This is a genomic window from Aquimarina spinulae (assembly GCF_943373825.1).
Taxonomy (GTDB): domain Bacteria; phylum Bacteroidota; class Bacteroidia; order Flavobacteriales; family Flavobacteriaceae; genus Aquimarina; species Aquimarina spinulae.
The window spans coordinates 2,171,720-2,188,484 of the sequence record NZ_CALSBP010000002.1; the positions used below are offsets into that span (position 1 = coordinate 2,171,720).

Genomic DNA, 16,765 nt, shown 5'->3' on the forward strand with positions numbered 1-16,765 from the left:
TATGCAAAAACACAGATGTGGGTGGTGTATTGGGGACCCATTATACGAAGCCTATCATGACACTGAGTGGGGAGTACCATTACACGACGAACAACTTTTATTCGAATTTTTAATTCTTGAAACTTTTCAGGCGGGTTTGAGTTGGATTACCATTTTACGAAAACGAGAAAATTTTAGGGTTGCTTTTGATAATTTTGATTATAAAATCGTTGCTAAATATAACGATATGAAGAAAGAAGAATTATTACAAAATGCTGGAATCATTCGCAATAAACTAAAAGTAAATTCTGCAATATCCAATGCTCAGAATTTTATTAAAATACAAGAAGAGTTTGGTAGTTTTAATACATATATCTGGAGTTTTGTAGATGGGAAACAAGTTCAGAACAGTTGGCCTCATTATAAAGATTGCCCTGCGACTACAGAAACTTCTGACATCGTAAGTAAAGATTTAAAAAAGCGAGGGTTCAAGTTTGTGGGTTCTACTGTGATTTATGCTTTTATGCAGGCTATTGGTATGGTAAACGATCACGAAGTAGGCTGTTTTAGATACAAAGAAGTTTAACATATCACACACAAAATCATAAAAAATATCAAAAGATGAGTGGAGAAACTAATTTAGCTACTTTAATCAGAAACATGTCTCCTGTATTACAAACTGGTGAGTTTGTTTTTTCTACAGTAAAAAATACAGATCATATCCCCAGAGAAGATAGTATTGGTGAATTTAAAGAACCCGAAGGAGTAACTATTATAATTGATCGTAAAAAGGCAGAACATCTTAATCTCTCTTATGAATATATTGCCTCATGGATAACTTTAAAAATTCATTCTTCACTGGATGCAGTTGGTCTTACAGCTATTTTTTCGACAGAATTAGCAAAACATAAAATTAGTTGTAATGTAATTGCCGGCTATTATCATGATCATATTTTCGTTGACAAAAAAGATGAAAATAAAGCAATTACTGTTCTAAAGAAACTATCTGAAAATTATAAAGGATAGCTTACAATTTTACTCCAAAAGATAAATCTCCGGCATCACCGAGGCCAGGAATAATGTAACTCTTATCATTTAATTTTTCATCGACTGCGGCAATCCAGAGATGAGTATTTTCAGGAAAAACATTTTTAATATATGATATTCCTTGCTCTGAGCCTATTACAGAAACAATATGTACTTGTTCGGGCATACCATGTCTTTTCATTACAGTAAATGTATTCTCGAGGGTTTTTCCTGTTGCCAACATTGGGTCTGCCAAAATCAAGGTTTTATCTTTCAAAGAAGGTGAAGCCAGGTATTTTACAACAATTTCAAAATCATCATCAGTATTTTGATGATCCCTATACGCCGAAATAAATCCGTTTTCTGCAGCATCAAAATAATTTAATAACCCTTGATGCAATGGCAACCCGGCTCTAAGAATAGAACACAATACGATTGCATTCTTAGGCACAGAAATTTCTTTGGTTCCCAAAGGGGTTTGAACTGTTCTAGTTTCATAATCCAACGCTGTACTTAGTTCGTAACTTAAGATTTCGCCTATTCGTTCGATATTTTTCCTAAAACGCATTGCATCTTTCTGTATAGTAACATCTCTTAATTCTAAAACAAATTGATTTAAAATTGAATTTTTTAATCCTAAATTATGAATAACCATTGATACTGCATTTTAAGAAGTTATTAAAACTATTATTTCCAGTTACTTTTTGAAATCAATTAAAGATTAGAATAGATTCCTAATCATATATTACTTCAAATATTTTATAAACGCGGCCCTGGTAATTTCTCTGGCGCCCAGGCTTGCCAAATGATCGGTATACACCTGGCAATCGATCAATTGTATCTCTTTTTTTATTAACCACTCTACCAAGGTAATAAAACCATATTTAGACGCATTACTTACTTTAGAGAACATGCTCTCACCACAAAATACTTTTTTATCTTCCAACAAAATCCCGTACAAACCTCCTACCAAAGCAGATTGTTCCCAAACCTCGACAGAAATAGCATGTCCTTGCTCATGAAGTTTTTTATATGCCTTTTGCATATCGTTTGTAATCCAGGTACCTTCTTGTTCTGGACGTTTGATTGTTGCACAGTGTTGTACAACACTGTCAAAAGCCTTATTAAATGTTACTTCAAACTTATTTTTTCTGATAAGTTGGCGCATACTTTTACTTACCCTAAGTTCTGGCGTAAAAAGTACCATTCTTGGATCTGGGCTATACCATAGGATCGGTTGTTTCTCATCATACCAGGGAAAAATCCCGTTATGATATGCCTCCAATAATCTATCAACAGAAAGATCTCCTCCTATAGCCAAAAGGCCATTAGCATCAGCAAGAGTAACCGGTGGAAATTGTATTGAGTCTGTTAAAATGTACAAAATATACTTATAAACCTTTATACAACGTTAAATATCAATCAGTTGTTTGAATTGACCAAAAAAATCGCAATATTTGTTAGGACCTTTTAAGATAAATTTTGTTCATCATTGCTTTTTTGAGTTTTATTAAAAGGTTAACCTAAAACCACAATAATGAAAAGTCCGATATTATCTTATATCGGACTTTTTTCTTTTTATTAAATAGTGTGCTTAAAACCTATTTAGAACGGTAAATCATCATGTTCTTCTTCAGAAAAATCTTTTGCAGGCTCAAAGGCATCTACTGGTGGAGTTGGAGGAGCAGAAGCATTCTGAGCTGCAGGTTGCAAACTCTCAATTCTCCATCCCTGGATAGAATTAAAATACTTAGTTTCTCCTTGTGGATTTACCCACTCACGACCACGTAAATTAATACTTATTTTTACATCCTGACCAACTTGAAAAGGGTTTAATAAGTCACATTTATCCTGAACAAACTCTACCATGATATGTTGTGGGTATTGCTCTTCAGTAGTAACTACAATTTCTCTCTTTCTAAAACCATTGCTTCCAAAGGTTTGAGTCTCACCGATCATCTTTACTTTACCTTGTACTTCCATCTTATTGAATTATTATTTTGCTGCTAAAATGTTCCATGCTGTATCTATATCATCCTGATCAAGATACTGCTTTGCAAATTTATGAATTTCTATTAGGTTAGCCTCCTGAATTTTACCCTTAATATCATTATGGTTATTAACAAATTCTAAAGCTTCAGTTTTTGTTGGGATTCCTTCTACATTTCCTAGCTTACCTAAATCGTTTCCTGTAAAAATAGTACTGCTTCTTATTTCTTCTGGCAATGCATCTACACCAATCCCTATAGAGCTTAATGGTTTAGGCACTTCAAACATTCCCATGTTGGCTCTACTGTACCAATTACCCCCCATACGAGCAACCTGATCTATCTTATGCTGATCTATTCTATTATTTTCGTCCATCACATTCTCATTAATATGCATAAGAACGACCTCACAGATAATAAGATTACCCGCTCCTCCTTCGGTACCCATAGGAACTACCTGATTAACCTTACATTCAAACTGTACCGGAGATTCTCCTACACGATATGCTTTAACTTTTTCTGAAGGAACCATGGTAAGCCCAGATTTTACAAATTCGTTAACCCCTTCTGGATACTCTGTACTTGATAATGACATCTGCTGTACAATATCATAATTCACAATATTAATGACTACTTCTTTGGTAGATTCTGCATTTTCTAATGTATGTTTAGTTGTATTATCTCTTACTCTTCTCGCCGGAGAAAAAATAAGAATCGGTGGATTTGCACTAAATACATTAAAAAAACTAAACGGAGATAAATTAGCATTGCCATTTACATCCATCGTACTAGCAAAAGCTATAGGTCTGGGACCGATTGCTCCAAGAATTAAACCATGTAATTTTCCTGTAGTAACCTCTGACGGATCGATTGTAATCATAATTTGTTTTATATTGAGCAAATATAACCAAAGTTTGGTTTTAGAATCATTAAAAAAACAGGTTTTAGAATCTGTTTTATAAACAATAAAATCGTTTTAAAACGTTTATATTTAGGATTTAGTTAACTAGTCTGTATGAATTTTTCTGATGAGCGTAATTTTTCGAGCTATTTTATTATTATAGCTGTTTTAGTAATAACTGGCCTCGTTTTATGGAATACATCGTTATTTATGCAACGTCTTAAGGATGACGAACGAACTAAAGTTGAAATATGGGTGCAATCCCAGAAAGCATTAGACAGCGAACAATCCGATGATTATCTTGAGTTATCTATTGTAATAGGAGCAACAAATAATTCTATACCTATCATCATTACAGATTCTAAAGGTGATTTTATTAGAGATTCTTTAGGAAAACCTGACCCAAGTTATTTTAAAAATTTATCTAAAAGTGAAGTAACAGATGAAGATAAGCTTAAGTCATATTTAAAAACGTTAAAATCTGAAAACGACCCGATAGAACTCGATCTTAAAGATACCGTTCAATATATTTATTATGGAAATTCGGATATTTTAAATAAACTGAAATATTACCCAATGACCATTGCCATCATTATATTTTTGCTAATTGGAGTAATTTATTTCTTTTTTACTACCTCTAAAGCTAGTGAACAAAATAAACTATGGGCAGGTATGGCTAAAGAGACTGCCCATCAAATCGGCACACCATTATCCTCATTGGTAGGTTGGAACGAAATCCTTAAAACCGAAAATGTAAATCCAGAATATATCGTAGAAATAGAAAAGGATATTGAGCGACTAAAGATAATTACAGAACGTTTTTCTAAAATTGGTTCTATTCCCAATCTCGAAGATGTTGATATTGTAGAAGAAACCCGAAATGCTTATACATATCTTCAATCCAGAAGCTCTAAACTCATTAATTTTTCGCTTAATTTACCCGATAAACCTATTCAAGTATCATTAAACTCCCAATTATATAGCTGGACAATCGAAAATCTCGTAAAAAATGCTATTGATGCGATGCGAGGAAAAGGAGATCTTGAAATTGACCTTATAGATGATGCAAAGCGGGTATTTATACGAATTAAAGATACTGGTAAAGGTATTCCTAAAAGTAAATTCACCAAAATTTTTGAACCTGGATATACATCTAAGAGCAGAGGATGGGGTCTGGGTCTATCCCTATCAAAAAGAATTATAGAAGAATACCACTTAGGAAAAATTAAAGTTCTTAAATCAGATATTGGTAAAGGCACTACTTTTCAAATCACACTTCGCAAGTCTGGAGTTACTTCTTAATCTTAAATTTTCTTAAAAAGGTATAACAATATTTTTTTCACAACGTTATAGAATACCTATTAAACGCCAAATCTAAACAAAGTGAAAACTGAGTATATTATTTTAAAGGAAACAACTCTTAACAATAATTGTCCAGAATGCTACTCTACTGATGGCATGGTACTTTCTTTCAAACAGCAAAGACTAAAATCAAAATTTCTGGTAAAAACCAAAAGCAATGTTGTCGAAAGTATTAACTGTAACAAATGTGAAAATCAAATTTTTCCAGGACAGTGGACCACAGATATAGAGAGAGTATATGATTACCATAAAAAAACAATCACTCGTCAATCTGGATCATTACGTTTTACCAAATTGTTTTATATTCTAACACTTCTTGCAATAGCTATAGCAGCTTTTCTGTATATCTATCTTTACAGACCTGATCTTTTAGGAATCTAATATTGTTTCATAACCCCTCGTAATTCATCTGTAATCAGAAATGTTTTGTCTGTATTAAAATCAAAACAAACTGCTACATCATGACCTTCTGCACAAAGTACCCCTTCATCATTATACAAATGATGATGTAACCCAAAACTAGAGTTTTTAATAAATTCGACTTTAGTTTTAATTACTACATTTCCCGGAAAAAACAAAGGGTTTTTAAAATCACATCGGGTAGAAACCAACATCGGTCCTTTTTTAGTTTCGGCATATAATGTTGCCAAACCGGTTACTTCCCAGAATTGAACACGTGCACTTTGCATATATTTCATGAAATTTACATTGTTCACATGCTGATAGGTATCCATCTCACTCCAATCAATACGAAGTTGTAGAGATAATTTAAAATCCGATTCTTGCATATGTCTTTATAAATTCGAATGAATCTCTTTTGCCAATGTTTTAAAATCAGACTCTGTCATAGAAATTTTATGCTGAAAAGTCATTTCTTTCATTTCATTTAGCGGAATTAAATGTACGTGTACATGTGGTACTTCTAGACCTACAACGGCAATACCAACACGTTTACAAGAAACTGTTTTTTCTATAGCTTTAGCTACTTTACGAGAAAAGCGCATTAACTCCAGATATTCGTCTTCATCCAGATCAAATATTTTATCTTCTTCTTTTTTAGGAATACAAAGTGTATGTCCTTTTGCATTTGGACTAATATCCAAAAAGGCGTAATAATTCTCATCTTCGGCCACTTTATACGATGGAATTTCGCCATTTACAATTTTAGTAAATAGGGTAGACATTAATTAAATTTTAGTTGGGTTACGGTTTTCGAAATATAGTTTATTTATCTGTAAGTCAAAACCATAAAAAAGCCTTTTTTAAAAAATTAAAAAAGGCTTGTAATAAAATCTAAAAAATTACTTCTTTTATTCTCTTGAAATCTCTACAACATCAAACTTCATAATCCCATTAGGAACCTGTATTTCGGCTATTTCGCCAACACTTTTTCCTAATAGACCTTTTCCGATAGGAGAATCTACAGATATTTTTCCTGTTTTAAGATCTGCTTCACTTTGTGCTACCAATTTATAGGTCATTTCGGCACCATTAGTTTGATTTTTGATCTTTACAGTAGAATGTATAAGGGCTTTAGATGTATCTAATTGAGATTCGTCAATTAAACGTGCATTCGAAAGAGTTTCTTCTAATTTAGAAATTCTCATCTCTAATAATCCCTGTGCTTCTTTTGCGGCATCATATTCGGCATTTTCACTTAAATCCCCTTTATCACGCGCTTCAGCTATCGCTTGAGAAGCTTTTGGGCGCTCTACATCCTTAAGTTGACTTACTTCGTCTCTTAGTTTTTTAAGCCCCTCGGCAGTATAATAAGATACTTTGCTCATAACTTCATCGTTTATATAAATACAAAAAATCCCATAAGAATGGGATTCGTTATTCAAAGATAACAAAAATTTTACTGAAGACTACAAATTTACGTAATTTGCCAATACAATATTAGTGTTATGAAAAAGACTTTATTTTTAGCAAGTATCCTTTTGATTTTATCATGTAGCAGTGATGATAATGGAGATAATAATCAATTTCTACCTCCTTCGAGTGTTAATTATCAAATCAATCTTAATTTACCTCAGTTTAATCCGCTTAAATTTCCAAGTAATCATTTGGTAGATAACTCAGAAAACGGAAGTATTAAAGGAGTCATCATTTATAATATTGATAATACTCAGTATGCTGCTTTTGAGCTTAGTGACCCTAATCATGCTCCCAGCTCCTGTTCTACTCAGACAATTGATGGGATCACCGCTACTTGTAATTGCGATGACGGAAACAGTTACAATATTGTTACTGGACAGCAAACCTCTGGAGAGGGTCAATTTGGATTAAGGCGATATAATGTGCGACGAGAAGGAAATACGTTATTTATATCTAACTAGTTATACAAAGAAAAAACAACTTGGTTTTAGTCTGTATCTTGTCTTTTTGAAATCACAACTTTAAAAGAAAGCGGAAAATCAAAATCCATTAACTTAAATTCATACTCATCGTTCCAGGATGAAGGAGCATATGTATACTCTGTTTCCCCTTGTAAACCATACCTGTAAACCTCTATTTCTCCACAATTATTTCCTTTAGAAAGCGATAGCTGTACACCTGTTTTTGTTGGACCACTGGCACCGTGTGTTGGGCGTTTATGAGAATAACCTGTTAATAGAATAGACAAAGAGTCTGTAAGCATTACTGGTACATTAGGCTTTAGTTCAACCAGTATTGGGTTTACATATTGTATTACTCCTATACCCTCCTCTTGTTGGGCATAACTTAAATGATTCCAAAAAAGAAAAAGAGAAATTACAGCAATTATCCTACTCATAAAAATAAAATTACACATCCTATATCCAAAACAGTTTTAGCCCTTAAATATATTACAATTTATTTCCAATTATAGGCCCAATCTTTCCAAACCACTTCTAATCCTTTATTTTTAAGCATTTTTACTACATCTCCTGTAGAACGTTCATCAGAAATCTCGAACTGTTCTAAAGACTGTGGTTCTACGACATAACCTCCCGGATTAGTTTTAGATTCGGCACTTATAGAAGTGATTCCCAGATTTACAATATGTTCTCTAAACACTTCACTTTCTCGAGTAGACAAAGACAATTCTACATCTTCATCTAACAATCGAAAAGCACATATTAACTGTACCAAATCCGAATCTGTCATTGCTACTTTTGGCTCTAGCCCACCGCTATGTGGTCTTAGTCTCGGAAAGGATATCGAATATTTTGTTTTCCAGTATGTTTTTTGCAAATAGTTAAGATGCAATGCTGTAAAAAAGCTATCCGCCCTCCAATCTTCTAACCCAAAAAGAGCTCCTAATCCTATCTTATGAATTCCTGCTTTACCTAATCGATCCGGAGTTTCTAATCGATAATCGAAATTAGATTTTCTTCCTTTTGGATGATGTTTTTTATACTCTTCTTTGTGATATGTTTCTTGATACACCAATACGGCATACAAACCATTTTTAATTAATAGTTCATAGTCTGACTGATCTAATGGCTGCACCTCTATCGTAATATTGGCAAATTTTGATTGTATGAGCTGTATGGCATTATTGATATAATCTACTCCCACTGTCCTATTAGCTTCTCCCGTAACCAAAAGGATGTGATCATAGCCTTTGGATTTTAGAAAATCTACTTCTTTTAGAATTTCTTGATCGGTTAATGTTCTTCTCGGAATTTTATTAGTCATACTAAATCCACAATACGTACATATATTTTGACATTCATTACTTAAGTACATAGGGGTATACATCTGGATGGTGTTGCCAAAACGTTTTTTAGTAGTATAGCTACTTATTTGCGCCATATGCTCTAAATATGGTTTTGCTGCAGGAGAAATCAATGCTTTAAAATCTTCAAGATCTCTTTTAGGTTTTTCTAGAGCATGAACAACATCTGCTTCTGTCTTAGAAAAAATGCTAGACAGTGTTGCTTCCCAATTATATTGTTCGAATATATCTTTGAAACTACTCATTCAAAAAACTTGTTAACGGACTACTCGCCTCTGCATGTTGTCTAACAGGGGCTAATTTTGAGTCATATGCCATACGACCTGCCTCTACAGCCATTTTAAATGCTTTTGCCATCGTTATTGGTTGTTGAGATACTGCAATAGCCGTATTTACTAATACTGCATCTGCACCAATCTCCATCGCTTGAGCCGCATGAGAAGGGCTTCCGATACCAGCATCTACAATTACAGGAACATTACTTTGATCTATGATAATTTCTAAAAACTCTAATGTCTTTAAGCCTTTATTACTTCCAATAGGCGCACCTAGCGGCATCACACATTGCGTTCCTACTTCTTCTAATCGTTTACATAAAACAGGATCTGCATGAATGTATGGCATGACTACAAATCCTTGTTTTACTAATTCTGAAGCTGCTTTTAAGGTTTCAATAGGATCTGGCAATAAATATTTTGGATCCGGATGAATCTCTAGCTTTATCCAATTGGTCTCTAGTGCTTCTCTTGCCAATTGAGCAGCAAAGATTGCTTCTTTAGCATCCCGAACTCCAGATGTATTAGGGAGTAAATTAATTCTCGGATGATCTAAATGTTTTAATATATCATCGTTTTCATTATTAACATCAACTCTTTTTAATGCTACCGTTATTAGTTCACTTTCTGATATAAGTAATGCATCCCTCATTAACCGGGAAGAGCTAAATTTTCCTGTCCCAGTAAATAAACGGGATGAAAATTCTTTATCTGCAATTTTTAATTTTTCCATTTCTTAACGATTAGCTGATAGCTTTTGAACCATTAGCTTTTTTATAGTTTCTATTTTTTTCTCCAGATTCACCTGGTTTGTCAGTTCCCCAGAAACAGCAATTCCTGATACTCCTGTCTGCATAAGAGTTGTAATATCCTTTTCTGTAACACCTCCAATTGCAATTACGGGTAATTCTGAATTTATAACTTTTAATTTGCCAAGAATATTTGTGTAACCATCAATCCCTAATACCGGACTTAGTTTCTTTTTGGTTATTGTATGTTTATAAGGACCAAGACCTATATAATCTACACCATCTTCTATATGTTGTATACAGTTTTCTAATGTATTTGCAGTACCGCCTATAATAAAATTATCTCCCAGAATTTTTCGTGCCTCTCGGGGATTCATATCATTTAAACCCAAATGTATCCCATCTGCCAGAACAGCTTTTGCTACACTTACATTATCGTTGACAATCATAATAGCATGGTATTGATCACAGATATTACGGCATTGTATTGCTGTATCCAGATATGTTGCTATATCTTCATTTTTAAGACGTAATTGTATCCAACTACAACCTGCTTTACAAGCATTCTCTACATTTTTAAGATGATCCTTTGGGGTTTTACCTTGCGAAATATATTGTAAACCTACTTCTTTCATAATCTTTATTATTAAATTCTATGATATCCCAGTAAACTACTATTAGAACTCAGTACTTTTTCGGTATATCTTTTTCCTCTATAACAAGCTTTAAGCAAAGAAAACCCTAATGCCAAATGTGTTGTGATTGCAGAAGATAGTACACAACCGCTTCCGTGTTTTTCTGATATGTTTTGTCTTTTTGGGTTCAACACAAACTGTTTCCCTTCGCTAGTGAACAACTCATCTTTTCCAATCGCTTCTTTCCTATGTCCTCCTTTAAGAAAAAGGTTCGTTTTATTAGCAATATGAGCGATTGTTTCTTGTATGGTTTTATCTTTGTATAACCTCTCTATTTCATCATAATTAGGCGTGAGAAGATAGATTTTATCTAATATTTTTTCAAAATAGTTCTCGGCATCAAGAGAATTGGTATTAGAAGAACGGAAATCAAAATCTGAACTAGACTTTAATACTGGGTCTAAAACAATTTTAATGGTATTATTTTTTTCTAATAAAACATCAATAATTGCATTAAGTACTTCCCAGTTCTTAACGATTCCTATTTTTACATACGCTATTGCAAAACGATCAAATAGTATTTCTACTTGACTTTTTATCACATCAATATCCGTCCAATAACATGTTTTGAATTCAACATCATTCTGAATAGTATTTGCAGTACAAACAGACAAACCATAGCCCTTTAATGCTTCAATCGTTTTAATATCTGCAGTAAGTCCGGCTCCGCTTGACGGGTCAAAACCTGCTATGGTAAGTATGTACGGTCTTTTTATCATTTTTATTAAGAGTCAGCTTTAAGTAATTTGTATAGTTTTAAGCTTATCATAAATTATTTTGAAACTTTCTAACGAATCCTTTGTATTCCATATTCCTCCTAAAACACCTACTCCTTTAAATCCCAAATCAAATGTTGCTTGTAATGTGTTTTCATTAATTCCGCCCATTCCTATAACAAATTCATCTAGATCATTGACATCAAATCCTTTTCCAGTATAACCAACTTTTGAAATTGAACTAAAAACAGGACTTAATAACACATATTCAAAATTAACCGGGCAATTTTTTATATCCTCTTTAGAATGAAAAGAGCTACTTACTTTATAGCTTTTTGTTTTATAATTATTAATATATTCTTCTAGTTTTTCTTCTAAATTCAATCGTGGTTGTTCCTGAATATGAATTCCTCTCAAATTAAATTCTTCGCATAACTCATGAAATTGATGTATCATAATACGGTTGTAGTATTTTGCATCAATTTGGTTGAGCAAAACTCTGTATCCTTCAATATTCATAGTTGGTTTACGAAAATGTAGTTTTTCTAAACCATTATCGAATAGTGAATTGATTTTATCGGCTTCACTTTCTAATTCTCGTTCTGAGGTTAATATGATTAGCATAGATTTTAAATATCAGGTTTTAGTTACCGGGTATCAGCGATCAGGTATCGGGTTTTTGGTATCAGGATTATTGAAACCTGACACCTGATCACTGTGATCTATAAATACACTTCGCTTCCTTTTTCTTTAAATTCTTCTGCTTTTTCCTGCATCCCTGCTTCGAGTGCTTTTCTATCATCAATTTCTTTTTTTGCAGCATAATCGCGTACCTCCTGAGATATTTTCATCGAACAGAATTTTGGGCCACACATACTACAGAAATGAGCGATTTTTGCACCTTCTGCCGGTAGTGTTTCATCATGATATTCTCTTGCCAGTTCTGGATCCAGAGATAAATTAAATTGATCTTCCCATCGAAACTCAAAACGCGCTTTACTCAAGGCATCATCTCGATGTTGCGCTCCTGGGTGTCCTTTTGCTAGATCTGCGGCATGCGCTGCCAGCTTATAGGTGATCACTCCTGTACGTACATCTTCTTTATTTGGTAATCCCAAATGTTCTTTTGGGGTCACATAACACAACATGGCAGTCCCATACCAACCTATCATAGCAGCTCCGATTCCCGAAGTGATATGGTCGTATCCAGGAGCAATATCAGTAGTCAAAGGGCCTAAGGTATAAAAAGGTGCTTCTCCACAAGCTTCTAATTGTTTATCCATATTTGCTTTGATCATATGCATTGGCACATGTCCTGGTCCCTCGATAAAGGTTTGCACATCATGTTTCCATGCTATTTTTGTTAATTCTCCCAGTGTTTCTAACTCTGCAAACTGTGCCTCGTCATTAGCATCTGCAATACAACCAGGGCGTAACCCATCTCCTAGTGAAAATGCCACATCATATGCTTTCATGATCTCGCATATTTCTTCAAAATGCGTGTATAAAAAGCTCTCTTTATGATGCGCAAGACACCATTTTGCCATAATAGATCCTCCTCTAGAAACGATACCGGTGATACGCTTTGCCGTCATAGGCACATATGCTAAACGCACTCCTGCATGAATAGTGAAATAATCTACTCCCTGTTCTGCCTGTTCGATCAATGTATCTTTAAAAATTTCCCAGGTTAAATCTTCGGCTTTACCATTCACTTTTTCTAATGCCTGATAGATAGGTACTGTTCCTATGGGTACTGGTGAGTTACGGATAATCCATTCACGGGTTTCATGTATGTTTTTTTCCTGTAGAAAGATCCATGATATTATCTGCTCCCCAGCGACATGCCCATACTGCTTTTTCTACTTCTTCTTCGATACTTGATGTTGTAGCAGAATTACCGATATTAGCATTGATTTTTACCAAAAAATTTCTCCCCAAAATCATAGGTTCACTTTCTGGGTGATTGATATTAGAAGGGATTACGGCTCTACCTCGTGCAACTTCTTCTCTTACAAATTCTGGAGTAATTACCTCGGGAATACTAGCTCCAAAATCTTGACCAGGATGTTGTTTAGAAAGGCGTTTTACTTCTTGAAGTTTTTGATTTTCGCGTATTGCTACATATTCCATTTCGGGAGTAATGACACCTTGTTTCGCATAATACATCTGGGAAACATTTTTTCCTTTTTTAGCTCGTTTTGGCTTACGAAGATGGTTAAATCGAAGATGATCCAAACTAGAATCATGTAGTCTCTTATTACAATATTCTGAAGAAAAACTATCTAATTCTTCTACGTCTCCACGATCTAAAACCCATTGCTCCCGAATAGGTTCGATCCCATTATGTACATTGATCTCTTTTGAAGGGTCGGTATATGGACCACTCGTATCATAAACAGTAACAGGTTGATTAACGGTTCTTTTTTCTGTAATGCTATCGACCGTATCACTTAACTCGATCTCTCGCATTGCTACCTTAACTTGTGGATGAATAGCTCCAGGTACATAGATTTTTTTTGAACTTGGAAAAGGTGTGGTACTAATTATAGTGTCCTGTGGTGCTGTATCTTTTTTCTTCATGAATATTGTATTTCAGGTTTTGATTATACCTTTTGCTGTTAGTTTTTCTTACGGTATTAATGATTTGTAATTAACTCTACCCTCCTTGAGTAGCTTTTATGATTACTATATCATCATCGTTTTCTATCATTGTTTGTTCCCATTCTTCTTTAGAAATCACTTCATTATTAATGGCAATAGCAATTCCGTTAGGAAGAATATCTAATTGTTCTAACAATTTTTTTATTGAACTGTTTTTTGAAATTGATTGAGATTGATTGTTAACGTTTATGGTCATTTTTTTTATATTAATTCCATAAACTTTAGGTCGTAATTGCCTAAATAGAGAAGAAAAATCACATGTATAAAAATGTGATATTTACTTTTCCCTTCGTCGGTACTAACCGCATCAGGTTCAAAGGGTATTTCTCAGACCTAACCGAAGTTAAGGACACCCCTAAAGTTTATGTTATAAAAGTAATAAAACTTATATAAAAAAGGAGGTTAAAGCCAAGTTTTAACCTCCTTTTATTTAAAATTTTAATGTTGCTCCAAGTAAAAAATTAATCCCTGCCTGTGGATAAAAACCTGCTCCCTCGACAGTAGTTACTGTGCCTGGATCAGAAAAATCATCATCAAATGTAAAAAAGTATCCATTAGACACATATTCCTCATCAAAGACATTATTAACCAATCCTGTTAATACTATAGATTTAAAAACAGGAATATTTTTAATTTCATATACCACATTAAGGTCATTTATAAAGAAATTATCGAGTTTCGAAACCTCACTATCAATATTTCCCATGTATTGTTCTCCTACAAACTTAGATAGCAACCCTAATTGAAGATTTTTTATAGGGCGATATATAAACATATTACCCGCTACAATATTAGGAGAATATGAGATGTTTGTATCTCCAAGATTTGCTAAACTACCATCTCTAGAGGTTATAAAATCTTTATTCTTATTCGTACTTAATGAAACATTGGGTTTAACTACAAATTGATCAGAAAGTGTAATATCTGCATCTATTTCGATTCCCAAACGATAGCTTTCTCCACTAGTTGCTCTAATTGGCGCACCTACATCATCTAATGCTCCTGTTAGTACCAATTGATCTCTATACCACATATAATAAAGGTTGGTATTTACTATTATTTTGTTTTTTGCTAATCGCCATCCTAGCTCAATATCATTAAGTCTCTCTGCTGTATCTATCCCATTTTCAAAATCATCTCTTCTTGGCTCCCTATTAGCTCTGGCATAAGATACATATAGATGATTTGCATCATTTACATGAAAGGTTGCTCCCATTTTTGGGTTAAAGAATGCGTAGTTTTTATCTACTTGAAGTGCTACTCTTTTTGAAGTTAACCCTGAGGTTTTATAATTTACAAAACGCCCTTGCAAGTCTAAAAATGCACTCCATTTATCATTAATTCTATAGGTGGTTTTACCAAAAACAGAGTATTCGGTTTTCTTTCCATTTCCAAAATAGTATTTGTCTCCGCTCTGAAAACCGATAGGATTCTCTGTCCAAATAATTTCACCAAAATGATCTCCGTCATAATAACTATAGAATCCACCAAAATCGATATCGAGATTATTATCTTTATAATTCACACTAGCATTTGCAACATAAAAATCGTTCTGCAACCATCTTTTACGAAGGTAATCGGTTTGTGTAATTTCTTCTCCGTTAACAGTAACAGGATTTACTCCTAAGAACGCCAAAGTAGCCTGATCAGAAAATAACACATTACTATAATGCCACTCATCTACATATTGCTCAAAGAATCCTCGACCATACGTATAATTTAGGCCTAAATTTGTAGACCAGTTATTATTATACTTTTGGTTCCAATGCAATTGGTAATGATCTTGTTTATAATTATCTACTTCATTTTCATAAAACCCTTGAAGATTTCCTTCGGCATCATATTGAAATCCTATTGGATTAAATCGCCTGTCATTTTCTAAAGTAGTCTTATCAATACCATTCCACGATTGATATGTAATCTCATGTCCACCAAAAGTAATTGCTTTAATTAAAGTGTTATCGTTTACATAAGATCCTTGTACGAAATACGATTTTAAATCTGAAGAAGCACGGTCGATATAGCCGTCTGATGCGATAGCTGATAAACGCCCTGCTATTTCTATCTTTTCGTTAATTAACCCTGTACTAAATTTTAGGTTATGCTTTCTGGTTCCGAAGGACCCCACTGTATTCGAAATTTCTGCATTAGCTTTTTCAGAAACAGCGTCTGTTAATAAGTTTAAACTTGCTCCAAAAGCTCCCGAACCATTAGTTGAAGTTCCTACTCCACGCTGAAGCTGAAGATTTTCGACAGAAGATGCAAAATCAGGAAGGTTTACCCAAAATGTCCCCTGGCTCTCTGCATCATTAAAAGGTATCCCATTTAATGTAACATTTACCCTTGATGCATCACTACCTCTTACTCTAATATATGTATACCCAACTCCAGTTCCTGCATCAGAAGTCGTAACTACTCCAGGTAAATAATTTAATAAAATCGGAATATCCTGACCTAGATTACGTGTCGCCAGTTCCTCTTTAGACAAATTAGAATGGGTGATAGGTGAATCTGCCTCTACTCGTACAGATTTTACTAAAACCTCATCTAGTTTTTCTATCTTGGTTTGAGTAGAATCTGTTGATTTTTCCTGAGCCGTAAGGTTAATGCTCAATAATAAAAGTGTAAGATATAATAATACGTTTTTCATCCGTAAACATTCATTACGAATAAAAGGGGTTATTATTCTGTTATAAAATTAATACTT

The 16,765-nt window shown here is 33.8% G+C and carries 20 protein-coding genes, 1 pseudogene and 1 riboswitch; of the genes and pseudogenes, 5 read left to right on the forward strand and 16 right to left on the reverse strand.

Going from position 1 to position 16,765, the window contains the following annotated elements:
- The first annotated feature begins 1 nt into the window (after window position 1).
- Together NNH57_RS15175 and NNH57_RS15180 are read left to right on the forward strand one after the other, a co-directional pair.
- Window positions 2-565, forward strand: a complete 564-nt coding sequence (locus tag NNH57_RS15175) for a DNA-3-methyladenine glycosylase I (protein WP_074407005.1) — start codon at window positions 2-4, stop codon at window positions 563-565.
- A gap of 35 nt (window positions 566-600) precedes the next feature.
- Window positions 601-1,005, forward strand: a complete 405-nt coding sequence (locus NNH57_RS15180; RefSeq protein ID WP_108807300.1) for an ACT domain-containing protein — start codon at window positions 601-603, stop codon at window positions 1,003-1,005.
- Window position 1,006: 1 nt separating this feature from the next.
- On the opposite strand, the gene upp is transcribed toward NNH57_RS15180, so the two are convergent.
- From upp to NNH57_RS15200, 4 genes are all read right to left on the reverse strand, one after another.
- Entirely contained in the window at window positions 1,007-1,660 is a 654-nt protein-coding gene (gene upp, locus NNH57_RS15185) for a uracil phosphoribosyltransferase (protein ID WP_108807299.1), read from the reverse strand.
- Window positions 1,661-1,750: 90 nt separating this feature from the next.
- On the reverse strand, window positions 1,751-2,389 hold the full coding sequence (aat, locus tag NNH57_RS15190) for a leucyl/phenylalanyl-tRNA--protein transferase (protein ID WP_108807298.1): 639 nt from the start codon (window positions 2,387-2,389) through the stop codon (window positions 1,751-1,753).
- Window positions 2,390-2,610: 221 nt separating this feature from the next.
- Entirely contained in the window at window positions 2,611-2,988 is a 378-nt protein-coding gene (locus NNH57_RS15195) for a DUF3127 domain-containing protein (protein ID WP_074407001.1), read from the reverse strand.
- Window positions 2,989-3,000: 12 nt separating this feature from the next.
- On the reverse strand, window positions 3,001-3,873 hold the full coding sequence (locus tag NNH57_RS15200; protein ID WP_074407000.1) for a flavin reductase family protein: 873 nt from the start codon (window positions 3,871-3,873) through the stop codon (window positions 3,001-3,003).
- A gap of 135 nt (window positions 3,874-4,008) precedes the next feature.
- On the opposite strand from NNH57_RS15200, the gene NNH57_RS15205 reads away from it, so the two are divergent.
- Entirely contained in the window at window positions 4,009-5,196 is a 1,188-nt protein-coding gene (locus NNH57_RS15205; protein WP_074406999.1) for a sensor histidine kinase, read from the forward strand.
- Window positions 5,197-5,277: 81 nt separating this feature from the next.
- Window positions 5,278-5,637 (forward strand): hypothetical protein, encoded by a 360-nt coding sequence (locus NNH57_RS15210; RefSeq protein WP_074406998.1) that lies wholly within the window; start codon window positions 5,278-5,280, stop codon window positions 5,635-5,637.
- On the opposite strand, the gene NNH57_RS15215 is transcribed toward NNH57_RS15210, so the two are convergent.
- From NNH57_RS15215 to greA, 3 genes are all read right to left on the reverse strand, one after another.
- A complete protein-coding gene (locus NNH57_RS15215) occupies window positions 5,634-6,044 on the reverse strand; it encodes an acyl-CoA thioesterase (protein WP_074406997.1) in 411 nt (136 codons plus the stop codon). The genes NNH57_RS15210 and NNH57_RS15215 overlap by 4 nt on opposite strands.
- Window positions 6,045-6,050: 6 nt before the next feature.
- Window positions 6,051-6,440: an HIT family protein gene (locus NNH57_RS15220; RefSeq protein ID WP_074406996.1), complete on the reverse strand. Its 390-nt coding sequence runs from the start codon at window positions 6,438-6,440 to the stop codon at window positions 6,051-6,053.
- Between the two features lie 126 nt (window positions 6,441-6,566).
- The gene (greA, locus tag NNH57_RS15225; RefSeq protein ID WP_074406995.1) at window positions 6,567-7,043 is read right to left on the reverse strand and encodes a transcription elongation factor GreA; all 477 of its coding nucleotides are present in this window, start codon (window positions 7,041-7,043) and stop codon (window positions 6,567-6,569) included.
- 120 nt (window positions 7,044-7,163) lie between these two features.
- On the opposite strand from greA, the gene NNH57_RS15230 reads away from it, so the two are divergent.
- Window positions 7,164-7,595 carry a Rieske (2Fe-2S) protein gene (locus tag NNH57_RS15230; protein WP_108807297.1) on the forward strand — a complete coding sequence of 144 codons (432 nt, stop codon included), beginning with the start codon at window positions 7,164-7,166 and terminating at the stop codon, window positions 7,593-7,595.
- A 26-nt stretch (window positions 7,596-7,621) separates the two neighbouring features.
- Here NNH57_RS15230 and NNH57_RS15235 read toward each other — a convergent pair whose 3' ends face one another.
- The 9 genes and pseudogenes from NNH57_RS15235 to NNH57_RS15275 form a co-directional block, all read right to left on the reverse strand.
- Entirely contained in the window at window positions 7,622-8,032 is a 411-nt protein-coding gene (locus NNH57_RS15235) for a hypothetical protein (protein WP_074406993.1), read from the reverse strand.
- 59 nt (window positions 8,033-8,091) lie between these two features.
- Window positions 8,092-9,204 (reverse strand): 2-iminoacetate synthase ThiH, encoded by a 1,113-nt coding sequence (gene thiH, locus NNH57_RS15240; protein WP_074406992.1) that lies wholly within the window; start codon window positions 9,202-9,204, stop codon window positions 8,092-8,094.
- Window positions 9,197-9,967, reverse strand: a complete 771-nt coding sequence (locus tag NNH57_RS15245; protein ID WP_074406991.1) for a thiazole synthase — start codon at window positions 9,965-9,967, stop codon at window positions 9,197-9,199. The genes thiH and NNH57_RS15245 overlap by 8 nt, the downstream gene beginning before the upstream one ends.
- Before the next feature lie 3 nt (window positions 9,968-9,970).
- Window positions 9,971-10,618: a thiamine phosphate synthase gene (locus tag NNH57_RS15250; RefSeq protein WP_108807296.1), complete on the reverse strand. Its 648-nt coding sequence runs from the start codon at window positions 10,616-10,618 to the stop codon at window positions 9,971-9,973.
- Window positions 10,619-10,629: 11 nt separating this feature from the next.
- A complete protein-coding gene (locus NNH57_RS15255) occupies window positions 10,630-11,397 on the reverse strand; it encodes a hydroxymethylpyrimidine/phosphomethylpyrimidine kinase (protein WP_108807295.1) in 768 nt (255 codons plus the stop codon).
- Window positions 11,398-11,415: 18 nt separating this feature from the next.
- Entirely contained in the window at window positions 11,416-12,018 is a 603-nt protein-coding gene (locus NNH57_RS15260) for a beta/alpha barrel domain-containing protein (protein WP_074406987.1), read from the reverse strand.
- Between the two features lie 98 nt (window positions 12,019-12,116).
- Window positions 12,117-13,977 (reverse strand): annotated as a pseudogene (gene thiC / locus NNH57_RS15265) (phosphomethylpyrimidine synthase ThiC).
- Between the two features lie 76 nt (window positions 13,978-14,053).
- Window positions 14,054-14,254, reverse strand: a complete 201-nt coding sequence (thiS, locus tag NNH57_RS15270) for a sulfur carrier protein ThiS (RefSeq protein WP_074406985.1) — start codon at window positions 14,252-14,254, stop codon at window positions 14,054-14,056.
- 71 nt (window positions 14,255-14,325) lie between these two features.
- Window positions 14,326-14,425: riboswitch (TPP riboswitch) on the reverse strand.
- A gap of 63 nt (window positions 14,426-14,488) precedes the next feature.
- Window positions 14,489-16,708 (reverse strand): TonB-dependent receptor, encoded by a 2,220-nt coding sequence (locus NNH57_RS15275; RefSeq protein WP_108807294.1) that lies wholly within the window; start codon window positions 16,706-16,708, stop codon window positions 14,489-14,491.
- Window positions 16,709-16,765 lie beyond the last annotated feature (57 nt).